The 18639-nt window shown below is 61.6% G+C and carries 17 protein-coding genes; 5 read left to right on the plus strand and 12 right to left on the minus strand.

Annotated features, from left to right (window positions below; all coding sequences use genetic code 11):
• Positions 1 to 34 precede the first annotated feature (34 nt).
• The gene (locus QOM08_RS05400) at positions 35 to 679 is read right to left on the minus strand and encodes a TetR/AcrR family transcriptional regulator (protein WP_047227543.1); all 645 of its coding nucleotides are present in this window, start codon (positions 677 to 679) and stop codon (positions 35 to 37) included.
• Positions 680 to 773: 94 nt separating this feature from the next.
• Between QOM08_RS05400 and QOM08_RS05405 the strand changes: the two genes are divergently transcribed.
• On the plus strand, positions 774 to 1874 hold the full coding sequence (locus QOM08_RS05405) for an efflux RND transporter periplasmic adaptor subunit (protein ID WP_316912667.1): 1101 nt from the start codon (positions 774 to 776) through the stop codon (positions 1872 to 1874).
• Between the two features lie 6 nt (positions 1875 to 1880).
• A complete protein-coding gene (locus QOM08_RS05410; protein WP_047227545.1) occupies positions 1881 to 4946 on the plus strand; it encodes an efflux RND transporter permease subunit in 3066 nt (1021 codons plus the stop codon).
• Between the two features lie 136 nt (positions 4947 to 5082).
• Here QOM08_RS05410 and QOM08_RS05415 read toward each other — a convergent pair whose 3' ends face one another.
• From QOM08_RS05415 to plsB, 3 genes are read right to left on the minus strand one after another with little or no spacing between them, the layout of a single operon-like run.
• A complete protein-coding gene (locus QOM08_RS05415; RefSeq protein WP_139051070.1) occupies positions 5083 to 5772 on the minus strand; it encodes a DUF4197 domain-containing protein in 690 nt (229 codons plus the stop codon).
• 32 nt (positions 5773 to 5804) lie between these two features.
• On the minus strand, positions 5805 to 6203 hold the full coding sequence (locus tag QOM08_RS05420) for a YbaY family lipoprotein (RefSeq protein WP_139051069.1): 399 nt from the start codon (positions 6201 to 6203) through the stop codon (positions 5805 to 5807).
• A gap of 48 nt (positions 6204 to 6251) precedes the next feature.
• Entirely contained in the window at positions 6252 to 8753 is a 2502-nt protein-coding gene (gene plsB, locus QOM08_RS05425; protein ID WP_047227548.1) for a glycerol-3-phosphate 1-O-acyltransferase PlsB, read from the minus strand.
• A gap of 226 nt (positions 8754 to 8979) precedes the next feature.
• Here plsB and QOM08_RS05430 point away from each other — a divergent pair, with 226 nt between their 5' ends.
• The gene (locus QOM08_RS05430; RefSeq protein WP_003184959.1) at positions 8980 to 9189 is read left to right on the plus strand and encodes a cold-shock protein; all 210 of its coding nucleotides are present in this window, start codon (positions 8980 to 8982) and stop codon (positions 9187 to 9189) included.
• A gap of 177 nt (positions 9190 to 9366) precedes the next feature.
• Here the strand turns inward: QOM08_RS05430 and QOM08_RS05435 are convergent, their stop codons facing one another.
• The 3 genes from QOM08_RS05435 to dapE all read right to left on the minus strand — a co-directional run bounded on the left by QOM08_RS05435 (position 9367) and on the right by dapE (position 11787).
• Positions 9367 to 9744, minus strand: coding sequence for a hypothetical protein (locus QOM08_RS05435; RefSeq protein ID WP_047227549.1), 378 nt, complete (start codon positions 9742 to 9744; stop codon positions 9367 to 9369).
• Between the two features lie 82 nt (positions 9745 to 9826).
• Positions 9827 to 10636: a putative RNA methyltransferase gene (locus QOM08_RS05440; RefSeq protein ID WP_047227550.1), complete on the minus strand. Its 810-nt coding sequence runs from the start codon at positions 10634 to 10636 to the stop codon at positions 9827 to 9829.
• Entirely contained in the window at positions 10636 to 11787 is a 1152-nt protein-coding gene (gene dapE, locus QOM08_RS05445; protein WP_047227551.1) for a succinyl-diaminopimelate desuccinylase, read from the minus strand. The genes QOM08_RS05440 and dapE overlap by 1 nt, the downstream gene beginning before the upstream one ends.
• Before the next feature lie 399 nt (positions 11788 to 12186).
• Here dapE and tcdA point away from each other — a divergent pair, with 399 nt between their 5' ends.
• The gene (tcdA, locus tag QOM08_RS05450; RefSeq protein WP_003198205.1) at positions 12187 to 12999 is read left to right on the plus strand and encodes a tRNA cyclic N6-threonylcarbamoyladenosine(37) synthase TcdA; all 813 of its coding nucleotides are present in this window, start codon (positions 12187 to 12189) and stop codon (positions 12997 to 12999) included.
• A 117-nt stretch (positions 13000 to 13116) separates the two neighbouring features.
• On the opposite strand, the gene QOM08_RS05455 is transcribed toward tcdA, so the two are convergent.
• The 4 genes from QOM08_RS05455 to QOM08_RS05470 all read right to left on the minus strand — a co-directional run bounded on the left by QOM08_RS05455 (position 13117) and on the right by QOM08_RS05470 (position 16229).
• On the minus strand, positions 13117 to 13521 hold the full coding sequence (locus tag QOM08_RS05455; protein WP_316912668.1) for a SufE family protein: 405 nt from the start codon (positions 13519 to 13521) through the stop codon (positions 13117 to 13119).
• Positions 13518 to 14723, minus strand: a complete 1206-nt coding sequence (locus tag QOM08_RS05460) for an aminotransferase class V-fold PLP-dependent enzyme (RefSeq protein ID WP_107321566.1) — start codon at positions 14721 to 14723, stop codon at positions 13518 to 13520. Before QOM08_RS05460 ends, QOM08_RS05455 begins: the two co-directional genes overlap by 4 nt.
• Positions 14724 to 14799: 76 nt before the next feature.
• Positions 14800 to 15834: a 2,3,4,5-tetrahydropyridine-2,6-dicarboxylate N-succinyltransferase gene (gene dapD, locus QOM08_RS05465; protein ID WP_173407343.1), complete on the minus strand. Its 1035-nt coding sequence runs from the start codon at positions 15832 to 15834 to the stop codon at positions 14800 to 14802.
• Positions 15835 to 15866: 32 nt separating this feature from the next.
• On the minus strand, positions 15867 to 16229 hold the full coding sequence (locus QOM08_RS05470) for an ArsC family reductase (RefSeq protein ID WP_047227555.1): 363 nt from the start codon (positions 16227 to 16229) through the stop codon (positions 15867 to 15869).
• Between the two features lie 319 nt (positions 16230 to 16548).
• Here QOM08_RS05470 and QOM08_RS05475 point away from each other — a divergent pair, with 319 nt between their 5' ends.
• Entirely contained in the window at positions 16549 to 18195 is a 1647-nt protein-coding gene (locus QOM08_RS05475; RefSeq protein ID WP_288912101.1) for a Na+/H+ antiporter, read from the plus strand.
• 9 nt (positions 18196 to 18204) lie between these two features.
• Here QOM08_RS05475 and QOM08_RS05480 read toward each other — a convergent pair whose 3' ends face one another.
• Positions 18205 to 18600, minus strand: coding sequence for a type II toxin-antitoxin system PemK/MazF family toxin (locus tag QOM08_RS05480; RefSeq protein WP_210643046.1), 396 nt, complete (start codon positions 18598 to 18600; stop codon positions 18205 to 18207).
• Positions 18601 to 18639: the final 39 nt, after the last annotated feature.

Below are 18639 nucleotides of genomic sequence, written 5' to 3' on the forward strand. Positions count from 1 at the left end.
TCGCGATGAGGCCCGCCCAGCCGGCGAGAATCTATCAGATGATCTGCGGCCGATAAGCCCGCATAAACAACCCCACCACTTCCTCGACATGAGCCTCGGCCGCTGCGGCTTCCAACGGTGCGCCGCAGCCATACAGCAAGCGGAAATTCGCCGCACCCTTGATGAGGCAGAAGAAGTGTTCCGCCGCATTGCGCGGTTTGTCGATGCTCAGGGCGCCGCTCTGGTTGACCTTGTTCAGCAGCCTTTCCATGCCTGAGAGCATCCGTTGCGGGCCTGCTTCGAAGAAGATCGTCGACAGCTGCGGGTCCTGACTGCCCAAGGCCATGATCAACCGATGCAGGTTCACCGATTCGTCGCTGTTGATCAGTTGGTGAAAACCACGGGCAATGTTCAGCAACACATGTTCGATCGGCACGCCGTCAGGCCATTCGAAGAAAAGCGGCGGCACTTGCTCTTCACACTTGGCCACCACGGCAGCGGAAAACAGCGTTTCCTTGTCGTTGAAGTGGCTGTAGACCGTCAGCTTCGACACACCGGCCTCGGTGGCGACCGCGTCCATGCTGGTGTTGGCATACCCCAGGCTGACGAAGAGTTTTTTTGCCGCGTCGAGAATGGCCTGGCGCTTGGCCAGATCCTTCGGACGGCCTGGGCCGTTGGGAGGTGAAAGATTGTTCGACATTATTCGCTTTTAATACTGGACTGGTGAGTTTGCTATTAATAACATACTCGTCAGTATAATTATTCCAAGCACCATTAGCGAAAGGTCACTCGCCATGTTCCGCTATGCCTTGCCCCTCGCCCTGCCAGTGAGCCTGGTTTTTTTATTGTCTGCGTGTGGTCAGGACGAACCCGTGTCCCTTGCCGTGCGCCCCGCCATGGTGGTGCAGCCAGAGCCTTCGGGCCAGGCGATGGAAAGTTATCCGGGGGAAGTCAGGGCGCGATTCGAGCCAGACCTGGCCTTTCGCATCGGCGGCAAAGTAAGCCGACGACTGGTCGAAGAGGGCCAGCGAGTCAAGGCCAACCAGGCCCTGGCCGAGCTCGATCCCCAGGACGTGCGCCTGCAGCTGGAAGCCACCCGTGCCCAAGTCGCCGCCGCCGAAGCCAACCTGAACCTGGTGCGCGCTGAACGTGATCGCTACAAAACCTTGATGGAGCGGCAGATGGTCAGCCGCTCCCAGTACGACAACGCAGAAAACCTCTACCGCTCCGGTGCCGCGCGGCTCAAGCAGATCAAGGCTGAATTCGATGTCGCCAGCAACCAGGCCAGCTACTCGGTGTTGCGTGCGCCACAGGATGGCGTGGTTGCCCGGCGTTCCGTGGAGGTCGGGCAGGTGGTGTCGGCCGGTCAAACGGTCTTCACCCTCGCCACTGACGGCGAGCGTGAAGTGCTGATCAGCCTGCCGGAGCAGGGCTTTGGCCGGTTCAAGATTGGTCAGCCGGTTTCGGTGGAGTTATGGAGCCAGCCCGATCAGCGTTTCAGCGGACGCATCCGCGAACTGTCGCCAGCCGCCGATCCCAGGTCCCGCACCTTCGCCGCTCGCGTTGCCTTCACCGCCGGCAGTGTTCCGGCTGAGTTGGGCCAGAGTGCCCGAGTGTTTATCCAGACCGGCGACCAGGTGTCGCTGTCTGTTCCGCTGTCTGCACTCACCGCCGAGAACGGCGCCACTTACGTGTGGGTAGTCAACGGCAATAACACCCTGAAAAAAGTCCCGGTGCGCGTCGGCCCGTTTGGCGAAAAGACCGTTCCGGTGCTTGAAGGGCTGAGCCCCAATGACTGGGTCGTCGCAGCCGGTGTGCACGTGCTCCTCGACGGCCAGCAGGTGCGGCCGGTGGATCGCTCCAACCGCGTGGTCAATCTGGCGGCCAAGGAGTAATCCCCGATGGGCTTCAATCTTTCCGAATGGGCGCTGCGTAACCGCCAGATCGTCCTGTTCCTGATGTTGCTGCTGGCAATCGTCGGCGCGCTTTCCTACACCAAGCTCGGCCAGAGCGAAGACCCGCCGTTTACCTTCAAGGCCATGGTCATTCGCACCAACTGGCCGGGGGCTACGGCCGAGGAGGTTTCTCGCCAGGTCACCGAACGCATCGAAAAGAAACTGATGGAAACCGGCGATTACGAAAGAATCGTCTCGTTCTCCCGCCCGGGCGAATCCCAGGTGACTTTCATGGCTCGCGATTCCCTGCATTCGGCGCAGATTCCCGAGTTGTGGTACCAGATCCGCAAGAAGGTCAGTGACATCCGTCACACCTTGCCGCCGGGCATCCAGGGGCCGTTTTTCAACGATGAGTTCGGCACCACCTTCGGCAATATCTATGCGCTGACTGGCGATGGTTTTGACTACGGCGTGCTCAAGGATTACGCCGATCGCATCCAGATCCAGCTGCAACGGGTCAAGGATGTGGGCAAGGTCGAACTGCTGGGTTTGCAGGACGAGAAAATCTGGATCGAACTGTCGAACGTGAAGCTGGCGACCCTCGGCGTGCCGCTGGCGGCAGTCCAGCAGGCGTTGGAAGAGCAGAACGCAATATCGACCGCAGGTTTTTTCGAAACCGGCAGCGAGCGAGTCCAACTACGGGTATCGGGAAATTTTCAGACAGTAGAAGAGATCCGCGACTTTCCCATTCGTGTCGCTGATCGCACGTTCCGTATCGGCGATGTCGCGGATGTTCATCGCGGTTTCAACGATCCGCCAGCCCCGCGCATGCGCTTTATGGCCGAAGATGCCATTGGTCTGGCCGTGGCGATGAAGGACGGCGGCGACATTCTGATTCTGGGCAAGGCCCTGGAGGCGGAGTTTGCCCGTATCCAGAACAACCTGCCGGCCGGCATGCAATTGCGTAAGGTCTCGGACCAGCCGGCGGCGGTGAAAACCGGTGTTGGCGAGTTCGTCCAGGTGCTGGTGGAGGCCCTGACGATCGTGTTGCTGGTGAGCTTCTTCTCCCTCGGGCTGCGGACCGGGATGGTGGTCGCCCTGGCGATTCCGCTGGTGCTGGCGATGACCTTCGCCGCGATGTATTACTTGGGCATCGGCCTGCACAAGATTTCCCTTGGCGCGCTGGTGTTGGCGTTGGGTCTGCTGGTGGATGACGCGATCATCGCGGTCGAGATGATGGCGATCAAAATGGAGCAGGGCTTCGACCGGATCAAGGCCGCCAGCTATGCCTGGACCAGCACCGCATTCCCGATGCTCACCGGTACGCTGATCACCGCTGCGGGTTTCCTGCCGATCGCCACGGCGCAGTCAGGCACCGGCGAGTACACCCGTTCGATTTTCCAGGTCGTCACCCTGGCGCTGCTGGCCTCCTGGGTGGCCGCGGTGGTGTTCGTGCCGTACCTGGGGGAGAAACTGTTGCCGGACCTGGCGAAAATTCATGCCGCCAAACACGGCACCGCTGATGGCCAGTTCGACCCCTACGGCACGCCGTTCTACCAGCGTGTCCGGCGCTTGGTGGAGTGGTGCGTGCGGCGGCGCAAAACCGTCATCGTGCTGACCGTGCTGTTATTTGTGGGCTCGGTGGCGCTGTTCCGTTTCGTGCCACAACAGTTCTTCCCGGCCTCGGGGCGACTTGAGCTGATGGTCGACCTGAAGCTGGCCGAAGGCGCGTCCCTGAGCAACACCGCCGAGCAGGTCAAGCGCCTTGAAGCGCTGCTCAAGGACCACGCGGGCATCGACAACTACGTGGCTTATGTCGGCACCGGTTCACCGCGTTTCTACCTGCCGCTGGATCAACAACTGCCGGCACCCAGCTTCGCCCAGTTCGTGGTGCTGGCCAAGACCATCGAAGACCGCGAGCCCCTGCGCAGCTGGTTGATCACCACGTTGAACGAGCAGTTCCCGGCCCTGCGCTCGCGGGTCACGCGCCTGGAAAATGGCCCGCCAGTGGGTTATCCGGTGCAGTTTCGCGTGACCGGTGAGCACATCGAACAAGTCCGGGCCCTGGCGCGGAAAGTGGCGACCAAGGTTCGTGAAAATCCCTACGTGGCCAACGTGCATCTGGATTGGGAAGAGCCGAGCAAGGTGGTGTACCTGAACGTTGATCAGGACCGCGCCCGAGCGTTGGGCGTGAGTACGGCTAACCTGTCGAGCTTTTTGCGCAGTTCCCTCACCGGCTCCAGCGTCAGCCAATACCGGGAAGACAACGAACTGATCGAGATTCTGCTGCGCGGCACGGTGCATGAGCGCACCGAATTGTCCCTGCTGCCGAGCCTGGCGGTGCCGACCGACAATGGCACAAGCGTTGCGCTGTCGCAGATCGCGACGCTGGAATACGGCTTCGAAGAAGGCGTGATCTGGCACCGCAATCGCCTGCCAAGTGTGACCGTGCGGGCTGATATCTATGGCAAGGAACAACCGGCGACCCTGGTGCAGCAGATCTTCCCGACCCTGGCCCCGATTCGTGCCGAGCTGCCGGACGGTTATCTGCTGGAAGTGGGCGGTACGGTAGAGGATGCCGCCCGTGGCCAGCAATCGGTGAACGCCGGCGTGCCGCTGTTCATCGTCGTGGTGCTGACGTTGCTGATGCTGCAACTGCGCAGTTTTTCCCGCACGGCCATGGTGTTTCTCACCGCGCCCCTGGGGCTGATCGGTGTCACGCTGTTCCTGCTGGTGTTCCGCCAGCCGTTCGGTTTCGTTGCCATGTTGGGCACCATCGCCTTGTCGGGGATGATCATGCGCAACTCGGTGATTCTGGTGGACCAGATCGAACAGGACATCAAGGCGGGGCTCGCCCCGTGGCAGGCGATCATCGAAGCCACTGTGCGACGATTTCGCCCGATTGTGCTCACCGCGCTGGCGGCGGTGCTGGCGATGATTCCGCTGTCACGTAGCCTGTTCTTTGGCCCGATGGCGGTGGCGATCATGGGCGGGCTGATCGTGGCGACGGCGTTGACGCTGTTGTTCCTGCCGGCGTTGTATGCGGCGTGGTTCAGGGTCAAGAAGACCTGACACGATCCTGATAGCACTGAAGATCGAATGTGGGAGCGAGCCTGCTCGCGATGGCGGAGTATCAGTCAACACAGATGTTATGGCTGATACCGCTATCGCGAGCAGGCTCGCTCCCACAGTTGTTTTGCGCTGAATCTCAGAGCGTACCAAACACCTTCTTGGCCAAACTGCTCGCCGCCGCCGCAGGGTTCTGGCGGATGGTGGCTTCCTGTTTACCGATCATCTCGAACAAACCGTCCAGCGCCTGTTCGGTCACGTAGTTTTCGATGTTGGCGCTTTTGGCGTCCAGCACGCCGAAGGTCGCCGCTTGGCCTGCGAACGTGTTGTATTTCTGCGCCAGGCCAACCTTGTCGGTGGCTTGCTTGACGATGGGCAGGAACTTGGCGCGGATCTGCTCGCGGCTGCTCTTGTTCAGGTACTGCGTGGCGGAATCGTTGCCGCCGCTCAGGATCCCCTTGGCATCGCTCACACTCATGTTCTTCACGGCATTGACCAGGATCGGCTGGGCCTGGACCACAGCGGCTTCAGCGGCCTGGTTCATGCTGGTTTCCAGTTGTTCGACCTGATCGCCCATGCCAAAGGCTTTCATCTTGCTGGCGACTTTACCGAGCTTGCCCGGCAGTTCGATCTTCACCTCGGGGTTGTTGCTGAAGCCACCGGGTGTGCCCAACTGCTTGACGGCTACTTGGGCGCCCTGGGTCAGTGCGTCCTTGAGGCCGCCGGTGGCGTCCTTCTGCGAGAGGTCGGCCAGGGACAGGGCCATGGTGTTGGCGCAGAACAACAGGCCGGCGCACAGGCTGGTGAAACGGAGCGTAGAGCGGAGCATGGCAGCTTCCTTGAAAAAATTAGAAAGAGAAATCAGCGGGCGGCGTTGACGCGGATCTTCAGCGGCTGTGGATCTTTGCCATCGAGCTGCACGGTGTGTTGTTCGGTGGTGATGAACATCAACTGGCCGTCCACTTCAATGCGCGCGCTCACGGCATAGCGATGGCCGGGTTTGACCTGGGCCGGATCATAGCGGAGGTGAAACGGCAGCGGGACCTGGCCCTTGACCGGACCGCTCTGTTCATCGAGCACCACCGCGGGGGCGTCGGCCAGGGACACATCCTGCAGGCTCACGCTTAAGACAGCGGTGGGCGGCAGGGCAATGCGCTGCAGGTAGAACACTTCACCGTCGAGACTGTTTTTGCTCGCCAGCGGTGCGCTGGAGCAGGCACTGAGTAACGTGGCAACGGCGACGAGAAGAAGCTTTTTCATTGGGGGCATTTCCATATTGAGGGCGCCAGAGAGATGGCGCCTGTGGGGTCAGTCCGCAACCACCGGGATGACCTGATCTGCCGCATCTTCACTGCGATGCAACGCCACCTGACGGATCGACAAACGGATCTCCGCCGGCAGGACCCGCTTGGCCGCACCTTCGGCCAGTTCACCCAGCAGCTCGTGATAGCTTAGCTTGCCCGCTTCGTCCCGGCGTAGTACGTCCAGGTCCAGCATTGTCTGGATGAAATGCCGGAACAGGCTCTTGTCGAAGAATTCCGGTGCGTTCAAGCCGTGCAGGATCGACAGGCGCTGGGCCATGACCGTGCAGAGGTCTTCCAGTTCTTCGGCGCTGATGCTGTTCTGGCCGCTGTTGAGCAGCAGGGAGACGGTCATGTAGAAGCGCTGTAAGGTCTGCGCGATGCTCTTGGACAACAGGGTCAGCAGCACGAAATGCCGCGAACTTGGGGCCGGGCGCAGGTACAGGTCTTTTTCGAAACGCAGCAGCCCTTGTTCGACGAACGCTTCGAGCCATTGGTCGACCACGGCGTCCAGTTCTTCCAGTGACCAGCGAATGAACAATTCCGATTGCAGATAGGGATACAAGGCGCGGGTGTAGCGCAGGATCTGTTCGCGGCTCATGCGCGAAGTGCTTTGGAAGAAACTCGCCAGCAACGCCGGCAGGGCGAAGATGTGCAGCACGTTGTTGCGGTAGTAGGTCATCAGGACGGCATTCTGCTCGTCCAGATACAGAATCTTGCCCAAGGCATCGCTCTGTTCCGACAGCAGGTGCATGCCTTTGACGTGCTCGATCAGCGCTCGACCATCGCCCTCGGGCAAGGTGGTGTGAGGCGAGTACGGCACTTTGCGCAACAACGCCAGGTACAGGTCCAGCACCCGGGCCATGGCACGGTCGTCCAGAGCCAGGCGGCTGGTGGACAGCAGCGCCAGGGCGACCAGGTTGACCGGATTGATGGCCGCCGCTTCGTTCAGGTGCCGGGCCACCCGCTCGCCGAGGCGGTGGGTGGTTGCGTTGAGCCAGGCCGGCTTGAATTGCGGGCCCAGCTCCTGTTGGCGCCAACCCGGCTGTTCGCCGTCGAGAAACTCCGCCAGTTTGATCGGCTCACCGAAGTTCACCGCTACTTGGCCGAAGCGCTGCTTGAGGGCGCCGATGACCTTGAAAATGTCGAAGATCGATTCTTTCTTCTTGCTCGCCCCACGCAGTTCACCCAGGTAGGTGCGGCCTTCCAGGACGCGCTCATAGCCGATGTAGACCGGCACGAACACGATGGGCATGCGCGATGAGCGCAGGAAGCTGCGCAAGGTGATGGCGAGCATGCCGGTCTTGGGTTGCAGCATGCGTCCGGTGCGCGAGCGACCGCCCTCGACGAAATACTCCACCGGAAAGCCTTTGGTGAACAGTGTGTGCAGGTACTCGTTGAACACCGCGGTATAGAGCGGGTTGCCCTTGAAGGTGCGACGCATGAAAAACGCCCCGCCCCGACGCAGCAGGCCGCCGATCACCGGCATGTTGAGGTTGATGCCGGCGGCGATGTGCGGCGGGGTCAGGCCGTTGCGAAACAGCAGGTACGACAGCAGCAGGTAGTCGATATGGCTGCGGTGGCACGGCACGTAGATGACTTCGTGGCCCTGGGCGACCTTCTGCACGCCTTCGATGTGGTTGACCTTGATGCCGTCGTAGATCTTGTTCCAGAACCAGCTCAGCACCACTTCCAGGAAACGGATCGCGGTGTAGGTGTAGTCCGAGGCGATTTCGTTGCCGTAACGCAGCGCCTGGGCCTTGGCTTTTTCCGGGGTGATTTTTTCCCGCTCGGCCTCGTCGGCAATCGCCTGTTTGACCAGCGGCTGGTTCAGCAGCCCCTTGACCAGATTGCGTCGGTGGGAAATGTCCGGGCCAATGACCGCCGCTTTCAAGTTGCGAAAATGTATCCGCAGGATCCGCTGGGCCATGCGCACGGTGCGTTCGTGGCCCTTGTCGTGCTCGATCAGTTCGCGCAAATGGATCGGCGCGGAAAACTGCACGCGGGTCTTGCGCCCCAGGATCATGATGCTCAGCAAGCGCCGCAGCCGGCCAGTGACGGCCCAGCTGTCGGCGAACAACAGTTTCCACGGGCTGGATTCGCTGTCGGGCGACTGCCCCCAAAACACGCTGACCGGGATGATCTGTGCGTCTTCGGCGGCGTTGTGGGTCAGGGCATTGACCAGTCGCGTCAGGGTCGGCGGCGCGCCACGTTTGTCCTGCCGGCCGAGCCAGTCCGGCTCCGGGGTCAGGTAGAAAAACGCCGCCGGTTCCAACAGGTTGCCCACGGACACCGGCAGTACCGGGCGGGGCAGACCAGCCTTGGTGCACTCGGTGTCGAGCACCGCCAGGTCGGTGAGCGAAGGGTTTTGCAGGACGTAGAACACCGGACGACTGCGGTCGAGGTTGAGGGTGAAGGACGACTGATTGATCGTCTCGGAGCGAACCCAGAGGTACAACAGTCGGCGCAGGGTGCCAAACACAAGACGGCGGAACGGGGAACGGGTCATACGGCTTCTGCATGAGTGGATAAGATAAAGCGGCGGCTAGTGTGCCGGATTCGTCGAAAATCGGCAAAAAAGCGCCGAAGTAAAGTCAGTTGAGAGTTTTTACGTCTGTCATATACTCGGGCAGCTGACTGCCTCTGCCTTCCTCGTGGACGGCCGGACGGCGGCGAAGATCGTACGGCTTTCTATCGAAAGGCCGACTTAAAAATAAAAATGGGAGTGAGCAATCATGGCAGCACGCGAAACCGGCAATGTGAAGTGGTTCAACGACGCCAAAGGCTACGGCTTCATCCAGCGTGAAGGCGGGGCGGATGTATTCGTGCATTACCGCGCGATCCGTGGCGAAGGCCATCGTTCTCTGACTGAAGGCCAGCAGGTCGAGTACGCGGTGGTGGAAGGGCAGAAGGGCTTGCAGGCTGAGGATGTGGTGGGGTTGTAACCCGCATTCACTGGCGACACAAAACCCCTTGTGGGAGCGAGCCTGCTCGCGATAGCGGTGTGTCAGTCACTTCTAATCTGGCTGATCTACCGCTATCGCGAGCAGGCTCGCTCCCACATGGGTTGTGCTTTTACCTTTGTATCTGCGGCGGGCATCGCGAGGGTGGCCCTCAGATAGTCACGCCGTCTTCCAGGTAATCTCTTCTTCCCCATCGGCGCTGATGCGAATCCAGCGATCCGCCGACTCTTCACCTTCTTCCTCCACCCACGACCCAGGTGCGCAGCGCACTTCGACGTTCAGCGCGGCAAAGGCTGCACGGGCGCAGGCGATGTCGTCTTCCCACGGGGTCTGGTCGCTTTCCAGGTACAGGCTGTTCCATTTACCCACAGCCTTGGGTAGCCAGGTCACCGGGATATCGCCGGCCTTGCACTTGTAAGTCTGGCCTTTCTGGACCCAGTCGCTGCACGGGCCCAGGGCCTGGCCGAGCCACGCGGCAATGGCCTTGTGATCGACGTCGGCGTCTTTGAGGTAAATCTCGATATCGGGTTGGCGCATGGATGTCCTCACTGCGGTCTTGAAAAATCCATTCGCGGATTTAACTGGCCTCTGGCGGTTGCCCGAGGCCGGGAATTAAAAGTTATTGAAGAACGAAATAATCGTAGCGCATCGACACGGTGACCTCGAACGGCTCGGCCTGCTCGATCACGCTGGCGCGGCGTTCGGCACTGGCGCGCCAGCCGTGGGGCGTCATCGCCAACAGGTTGGCGCGGTCCTGGCCACTTATGAGTGTGAGCTTGAACTCGAGGGTTTCGCTGTGATCGAGCACCATGCCCGACGGCACCAGGGCCAGGTGTTTGTCATCCGTGTACTGGCGCACTTCGTCGTACAGTCGCTCGCGCAATTCCATCAGGTGGCCGCTGGTCGGGCCGACCTTCATCAGGCCGCCACCGGGGCTGAGCAGGCGTTTGGCCTCCTGCCAGTCCAGCGGGCTGAACACGCTGGCCAGAAACTGGCAGCAGCCGTCCGCCAGCGGTACGCGGGCCATGCTGGCGATCAACCAGGTCAGCCGTGGATCGCGTTTGCAGGCGCGTTTGACCGCCTCGCGGGAAATGTCCAGGGCGTAGCCATCGGCATCCGGCAAGGCGTCGGCGATCTGCGCGGTGTAGTAACCCTCGCCACAGCCGATGTCCAGCCAGCGACCGGGCGCGCGCTCGGCGGCCAGTTCGGCCAGGCGCCGGGCGACAGGGGCGTAATGCCCGGCGTTGAGGAAGTCGCGGCGGGCTTCGACCATCGCCTGGTTGTCGCCGGGATCGCGGCTGTTCTTGTGCTGCACCGGCAGCAGGTTCAGGTAACCCTGCCGCGCGCGGTCGAAGCGATGGCCGGCCGGGCACACCACGCCGTTGTCCACCGCGTTCAGCGGTTCACTGCAGATCGGGCAGGCGAGCATCAGGCGAGCAACTTGATCAGCGTCTTGTAGTAGATCTCGGTCAGTACGTCGAGATCGGCCGCCAGCACGCGCTCGTTGACCTGGTGGATGGTCGCGTTGACCGGCCCCAGTTCCACCACTTGGGTGCCCATGGTGGCGATGAAGCGGCCATCGGAGGTGCCACCGCTGGTGGAGGCTTTTGTCTCGCGACCGGTGACATCCTTGATGCTCGAAGACACGGCATCCAGCAACGCGCCTGGTTCGGTGAGGAATGGCAGGCCCGACAACGCCCAATCGATGTGCCAGTCCAGTTGATGCTTGTCGAGGATATCGGCGACGCGTTTTTGCAAGCCTTCGACGGTGGACTCGGTAGAGAAGCGGAAGTTGAACACCGCCACCAGGTCGCCAGGGATCACGTTGGTCGCGCCAGTGCCGGCGTTGAGGTTGGAAATCTGGAAACTGGTGGGCGGGAAGAAGTCGTTGCCGTGGTCCCAATGCTCGGCGGCCAACTCTGCCAGGGCCGGCGCGGCCAGATGGATGGGGTTCTTCGCCAGGTGCGGATAGGCCACGTGGCCTTGCTTGCCGCGCACCGTCAGTTTGGCGCCGAGGGAGCCGCGGCGGCCGTTCTTGACCACGTCACCCACCAGGGTGGTGCTCGACGGCTCGCCGACGATGCACCAGTCCAGGCGTTCCTGGCGGGCCTTGAGGCGCTCGACCACGGCCTTGGTGCCGTGGTGGGCCGGGCCTTCTTCGTCGCTGGTGATCAGAAAGGTGATCGAGCCTTTGTGGTCCGGGTAGTCGGCGACAAACCGTTCCGCTGCCACCACCATAGCCGCCAGGCTGCCTTTCATGTCTGCCGCGCCACGGCCACAGAGCATGCCGTGTTCATCGATGACCGCATCGAACGGGTCGAGCTGCCAGGCTTGAACCGGACCGGTCGGCACCACGTCGGTGTGCCCGGCGAAACACAGCACCGGGCCGTCATGCTTGCCATGGCTGGCCCAGAAGTTATCCACATCCTCGATGCGCATCGGTTCGAGCGTAAAGCCCGCGCTGCCCAGGCGCTGCATCATCAGTTTCTGGCAATCGGCATCCACCGGCGTCACGGACGGACGGCGGATCAGGTCGCAGGCGAGTTGCAGGGTCGGCGAGAGGTCGGCGTGGGCCGTCATGGAAAACTCCGAAAGCTGGAAAGGAGATCACAGTCCATGTGGGAGCGGGCTTGCTCGCGAAGCTTTTAGCGTCAGTGATGACGCCTTCGCGAGCAAGCCCGCTCCCACAGGTCCTGAGTTCGACCGTTGGATTGTATTCGGTCGAGGCTTACAAAATGGCGGTTATCTTATAGCAAAACGACCCCGGTGGGCCCCTGGTGCTGGTCAGTTGGACCACGAAACCTGTGGGAGCGAGCTTGCTCGCGATGGCGTCGGATCAGCCGCATCAATATTGACTGACACACCGCTATCGCGAGCAAGCTCGCTCCCACAAGGGAAATTGGTCGGATTCATTTCGCGACCGGCTCGAATTGCCGCAGCAAAGCCCTATAATGCGCGCCGGTTTTTGGGGTAATGGTCATGAGTACAGAAGATCCACGGTTTGCCGGTATCGCCCGTTTGTATGGCATCGAAGGCCTGGAGCGCCTGCGGGCGGCCCATGTGGCGATTGTCGGGGTGGGCGGCGTTGGTTCCTGGGCGGCGGAAGCCATCGCCCGTTGCGGCGTGGGCGAGATTTCGCTGTTCGACCTGGATGATGTCTGCGTCAGCAATGCCAACCGCCAACTGCACGCCCTGGACAGCACCGTCGGCAAACCCAAGGTCGAGGTGATGGCCGAGCGCCTGCGCGGCATCAACCCCGACTGCACGGTGCATGCCGTGGCGGATTTCGTCACCCGCGACACCATGGCCGAATACATCACGCCGAACATCGATTGCGTGATCGACTGCATCGACAGCGTCAACGCCAAGGCGGCGCTGATCGCCTGGTGCAAGCGCCGCAAGATCCAGATCATCACCACCGGCGGCGCGGGCGGGCAGATCGACCCGACGTTGATCCAGGTGTGCGACCTGAACCGCACGTTCAATGATCCGCTGGCCTCGAAAGTGCGTTCTACCTTGCGCCGCGATTACGGTTTTTCCCGTACCGTGACCCGCCATTACAGCGTGCCCTGCGTGTTCTCCACCGAGCAACTGCGCTACCCGAAACCGGACGGCAGCATTTGCTTGCAGAAGAGCTTTGTCGGCGATGGCGTCAAGCTCGACTGCGCTGGCGGGTTTGGTGCGGTGATGATGGTCACGGCGACGTTCGGCATGGTCGCGGCGACCAAGGCTGTGGATAAGATTGTGGCGGGTGTGCGGCGGCCGGCGGACCGGGTTAAGCCTCAGGTTTGAGCACTGGGGCTGATGGCCTCATCGCGAGCAGGCTCGCTCCCACATTGGATCTCATGGAACACAAGTTTTGTGTACGACACGGATCCCCTGTGGGAGCGAGCCTGCTCGCGATGGCGATCATTCAGTCAACTCAAACATCCGCTTCAACACCGCATTCAAACCATTGCTGCGCGAAGGCGACAACTGCCGTGACAATCCCAACTGATTGAACCACCCCGGCAAATCCACCTGCTGCAACTCGTCAGCCGACAAGCCGTTGACCCGCGCCAGCAGCAACGCCACCAGCCCACGAATCAACCGCGCATCGCTGCTGGCGGCAAACTGCCAATGTCCGTCCTGCAGCCGTCCCACCAACCACACCTGACTTTCACAACCATGGACGAGATTGGCGTCGCACTTATCCGCATCGCTCAAGGGCGGCAGGCGCTCGCCCCATTGCATCAGTAGCCGGGCGCGTTGTTCCCAACCCGATGCGTCCTGAAACACTTGCAGCGCTGTGGCCGCGTCGGCCGGCAGGCTCATCGGAGCATCTCCAGGGCCTGGTCCAGAGCCTCGAAGAAGCGTTCGATATCGGCGGAGTCGTTGTACAGCGCCAGCGACACGCGAATCGCCCCCGACAGCTTCAGATGTTTGAACAGCGGCATGGCGCAGTGATGCCCGGCGCGTACAGCGATGCCTTGTTCGGTCAGCAAGTGGGCCAGGTCGGCGTTGTGCACGCCTTCGACCACGAAGCTGACCAGGGCCAGGCTCGGATTGCCCACCAGGCGGACGCCATTGCGCGCCAGCAGCCCGTGGAGCAGGTAGTCATGCAATGCAGTTTCATGGTCGCTGACTGCCTGCGGGTCGAGGCCGGACAGGTAGTCGAGGGTCGCGCCCAGGCCGATCACACTGGCAATCGGCGGCGTGCCGGCTTCGAAGCCCAGTGGCGCCGGACGGAACGTGGCGCTGTGGTAGTCGGCCTGTTGCACCATCTCGCCGCCGAACTGCCAATGACGCAGTTGATGAAGCGCTTCGGTGCGGCCGAACAACACGCCCAGTCCTTCGGGGCCATAGAGCTTGTGGCTGGAAAATACATAAAAGTCGCAGCCCAGTGCCTCCACATCGTGACGGCCATGAACCACACCCTGGGCGCCATCGATCACCGTCAGCGCGCCTTGGACCTTGGCCAGGGCCAATAGCGCTGGCAAGGGCTGCCAGGTGCCCAGCACGTTGGACAGCTGGCTCACCGCCAGCAGGCGCGTACGTGGGCCGATCAGTTCGGCGGCGGCGCTGATATCGATCACCCCGTCGGCACCCAGCGGCAACACCACCAGCGTCAACGCACGACGCTCGGCCAGTTGTTGCCACGGCAGCAGGTTGGCGTGGTGTTCCAGGGCGCTGATGACGATTTCATCGCCCGGATTGAAAAGATGTTCCAACCCATAGGCCAGAAGATTCAGCGCCGAAGTGGCGCCATGGGTGAAGACGATTTGCCCGCAATCCCCGGCATTGAGCCATTGCGACACTTTGAGTCGGCTGTCTTCGAATGCTTGGGTCGCATGGGCGCCCGGCAGATGCTGTGCGCGGTGCACGTTGGCCGCGCCATTGGCGTAGTAATGCGCCAGGGCGTCCAGCAGGGCTTGGGGTTTTTGCGTGGTGGCGGCGTTGTCCAGGTAAGTCTGGCCTTGCCGTTGCAAGGCGGCGATGGCCGGGAAGTCGGCGCGCCAGGGAGAGGGAATCAACATGCTTTCGGGCCCTGCTGGAGTTACGCCGGACCCTGTGGGAGCAAAGTTGCTCCCACAGGTGATGGTGTGAAGCGGCTTAGTTGTGGGCGTGCAGTGCTTCGTTCAGCTCGATGGCCGATTTATGGGTTTTGCATTCCACCGCGCCGGTCTCGGAGTTGCGGCGGAACAGCAGATCGGGCTGGCCGGCCAGCTCGCGGGCCTTGACCACCTTGACCAGTTGGTTGTTCTCGTCCAGCAGCGCCACCTTGGTGCCGGCGGTCACGTACAGGCCCGACTCCACGGTGTTGCGGTCGCCCAGCGGAATGCCGATGCCGGCGTTGGCACCGATCAGGCAGCCTTCACCGACCTTGATCACGATGTTGCCGCCGCCCGACAGGGTGCCCATGGTCGAGCAACCGCCGCCCAAGTCCGAACCCTTGCCAACGAACACGCCAGCCGATACACGGCCTTCGATCATGCCCGGGCCTTCGGTGCCGGCGTTGAAGTTGACGAAACCTTCGTGCATCACTGTGGTGCCTTCGCCTACGTAGGCGCCCAGGCGGATCCGCGCGGCATCGGCGATACGCACGCCGGCCGGGACCACGTAGTCAGTCATTTTCGGGAACTTGTCCACCGAGAACACTTCCAGCAGCTCGCCGCGCAGACGGGCTTCGAGCTGGTGCTCGGCCAGTTCGCCCAGGTCGATTGCGCCCTGGCTGGTCCAGGCCACGTTCGGCAGCAGCGGGAAAATACCGGTCAGGTTCAGGCCGTGAGGCTTGACCAGACGGTGGGACAACAGATGCAGCTTGAGGTAGGCCTCGGGCGTGGTGCTCAGTTGGGCGTCTTCAGCCAGCAGAGTGGCGACCAGCGGCTTGTGGCTCTCGGCCAGACGGGTCAGCAACGCGGCTTGCCCGGCATCGACGCCCTTGAGCGCGTCAGCCAGTTGCGAAGCCTGGGCGGTGGTGAAGGTGATGGCCTGGTTGCCTTCGCTATAGCCCAGAATCGGCGCGATGGCCTTGACGATCTCGGCCGAAGGGTTGAGCAACGGTTGGGCGTAGAACACTTCCAGCCAGCTACCTTGACGGTTTTGCGTGCCGACACCGAAGGCCAGGCTGAACAGAGTATTGGACATGAAATTACCTCTACAAAATGGACTGGGCAGGCTTACTTGATTTCTGCCGCATATATATCTGGCTTGAAGCCAATCAGGGTTCGGTCACCGAGATCAAGCACCGGGCGCTTGATCATCGAGGGTTGGCCGAGCATCAGTTCGATGGCTTTCGTCTGGTCGAGATCGGCTTTGCGTTCGTCGTCGAGTTTGCGAAAGGTCGTACCGGCACGGTTCAACACCACTTGCCAGCCATGCTCGTTGCACCATTGGGTCAGGTGCTCACGGTCGATGCCGGCGGTCTTGTAATCGTGAAAGTCATAGTTGACAGCGTGTTCATCGAGCCAGGTGCGCGCCTTTTTCATCGTGTCACAGGCTTTGATACCGAAAAGGTGCAACGTTTTACTTGAATCGGTCAAGGAATTGCCCCCTTTGCAGGTGCTGGAAATAAAAGGTCAAGGATTATGCCATGACCGGACGGTTTCGCGACGCCAGATCGGCATGCACCCAAACCTGTGGGCGAGTCTGTGGGAGCAAAGCTTGCTCGCGATACAGGCGACACGGTTCAACTGCAAGACTGCGCCATCGTTCATCGCGAGCAAGCTTTGCTCCCACAGGCTCATTCCACAGGGCTGACTGCGACATAGGTGTAACGGCCAAGTTAATGCTAGGCGGTTAATATGGCACTTCAACGGCAAGCTGTTGCCGGATGTGTGTCGCTGTAAATGGAAACTCGTTATGCAAAGCGCTTATACCGTGCTGATTCTGTTGACGCTGGTGGGTGTTTCGCGGCTGATCGGACGGTTGATTCCGCTGCCGTTGCCCTTGGTGCAGATCGGCGCAGGGGCGTTGCTGGCCTGGCCATCCCTGGGTTTGCATGTAACGCTCAATCCGGAGTTGTTCCTGTTTTTATTCCTGCCACCGCTGCTGTTCTCCGACGGCTGGCGTATGCCCAAGCGCGAATTCTGGCGCCTGCGCGGGCCGATCCTGACGCTGGCGGTGGGGCTGGTGCTGTTTACGGTGGTGGGCGCCGGTTATTTCATTCACTGGCTGCTGCCGAGCATCCCGCTGCCGGTGGCGTTTGCCCTGGCGGCGGTCCTGTCGCCGACCGACGCGGTGGCGGTGTCGGCGATTGCTCGCGACCGCTTGCCCGGCCCCCTGATGCACATGCTCCAGGGCGAAGCGCTGATGAACGACGCCTCGGGCCTGGTCACCTTCAAGTTCGCCCTGGCGGCGGCCATCACCGGGGTGTTTTCCCTGGCCAACGCGAGCCTGGCCTTCGTGCTGGTGGCGATCGGTGGACTGCTGGTCGGCGTGGCCTTGAGTTGGCTGGTGGGCCGTATGCGGGCCTGGATGATCGGGCGCGGCTGGGACGACCCGGCCACCCACGTAGTGTTCATGTTGCTGTTGCCATTCGCGGCCTATGTGCTGGCTGAACGTTTGGGCGCTTCGGGGATTCTCTCGGCAGTGGCGGCCGGCATGATGCAGAGCTGGCTCGACCTGCTGCCGCGCCAGACCGGCACGCGGTTGCTCAACCGCAGCGTCTGGTCACTGCTGGAGTTCGCCTTCAACGGCTTGATCTTCCTGCTGCTGGGCCTGCAATTGCCGGACATCGCCAAGGCGGTGACCAGCCACGAAACCACATTGTGGCCGACGCTGTTCTACCGCTGCCTGGACGTGGTGGCGATTTTCCTGGTGTTGCTGGTGCTGCGGTTTGTCTGGGTGCAAAGCACCTGGCGCCTGTCCGGGCTATTGCGCCGCTGGCGTGGCAAGGGCGAGCTGACGCTCGTGCCGACTGCGCGCTCCTGCTGGTTGCTGACCTTCGGCGGGGTGCGCGGAGCGGTGACACTGGCGGGCGTGCTGTCGGTGCCGATGCTGTTGGCGGCGGGTGAGCCGTTTCCCGAGCGAGACTTGCTGATCTTCATTGCCGCCGGGGTGATTCTGCTGTCATTGATCGCCGCCTGCATCGCCCTGCCATTGCTGCTGCGAGGTATCGAGAAAAGCCCCGATGACAAGCGCCGCCACGAAGTGCGCGATGCCTGGCGCAAAACTGCTGAAGCGGCGATCCATGCATTGGAAGTGGACGGAACGAGCGAGGCTGCCAGCGCGCCCGACGCGACCCAAGCGGCGCTGGCGACCGAGGTCAAGGCGCGGTTGATGTCTGAATATCGCCATCAGTTGGAGGTGTTCAACGACTCCGCCGAAGCCCAGGCGCTGGCGTTTGAGATGGACCTGCTGGAACGCCGGCTGCGCTTGAAGGCCTATCGGGCGCAGCGGCTGGAGTTGTATCGCCTCAGCCGTCATCACCAGATTGGGGATGATGTGCTGCGAGAGGTGCTGGGGGAGTTGGATCTGGCGGAGGCGAATTTGGGGTTGGGTAAATAACGGTTGGGGTTAGAGCGGAAGGTAGGCCTTCACACCGGCGATCACGCCTTGCATGTCTTCAGAGCCCAGGCGAGGAACGAAGTACTCTCGGCCCTTGGATCGAGTCTTTTTATGCAGCTTGTCCAGACGTTCAAAACTCACGGTATAAATCATGTCGCACTTCACCCACAGCTCTTTGTAGCCATCGGACTGGAGGGGGTTGGTGCGGAGCAGGTGGTGCCAGTCCTGCTGAGTTTGTGGAGTTGTGGAGGAAATCGGCACCACAGTGCAGAGCTTGCGACTGTGTGTGGCAGTAGGAGAGATCACCACCACCTTGCGGATCTTCAGCATTTCAGGCGCAACAAAGCCCCGCGTGAAGTCGCAAAGAAGAACATCGCCTTGCTTGGGATGGTAATAAAGAGGCATTCCTTATCCTCATAAAAAAGCAAAGCCGCCCGAAGGCGG

The sequence above is a fragment of the Pseudomonas sp. P105 genome (genome assembly GCF_032614175.1).
In the GTDB taxonomy this organism is placed as follows: Bacteria; Pseudomonadota; Gammaproteobacteria; order Pseudomonadales; family Pseudomonadaceae; genus Aquipseudomonas; species Aquipseudomonas rhizophila.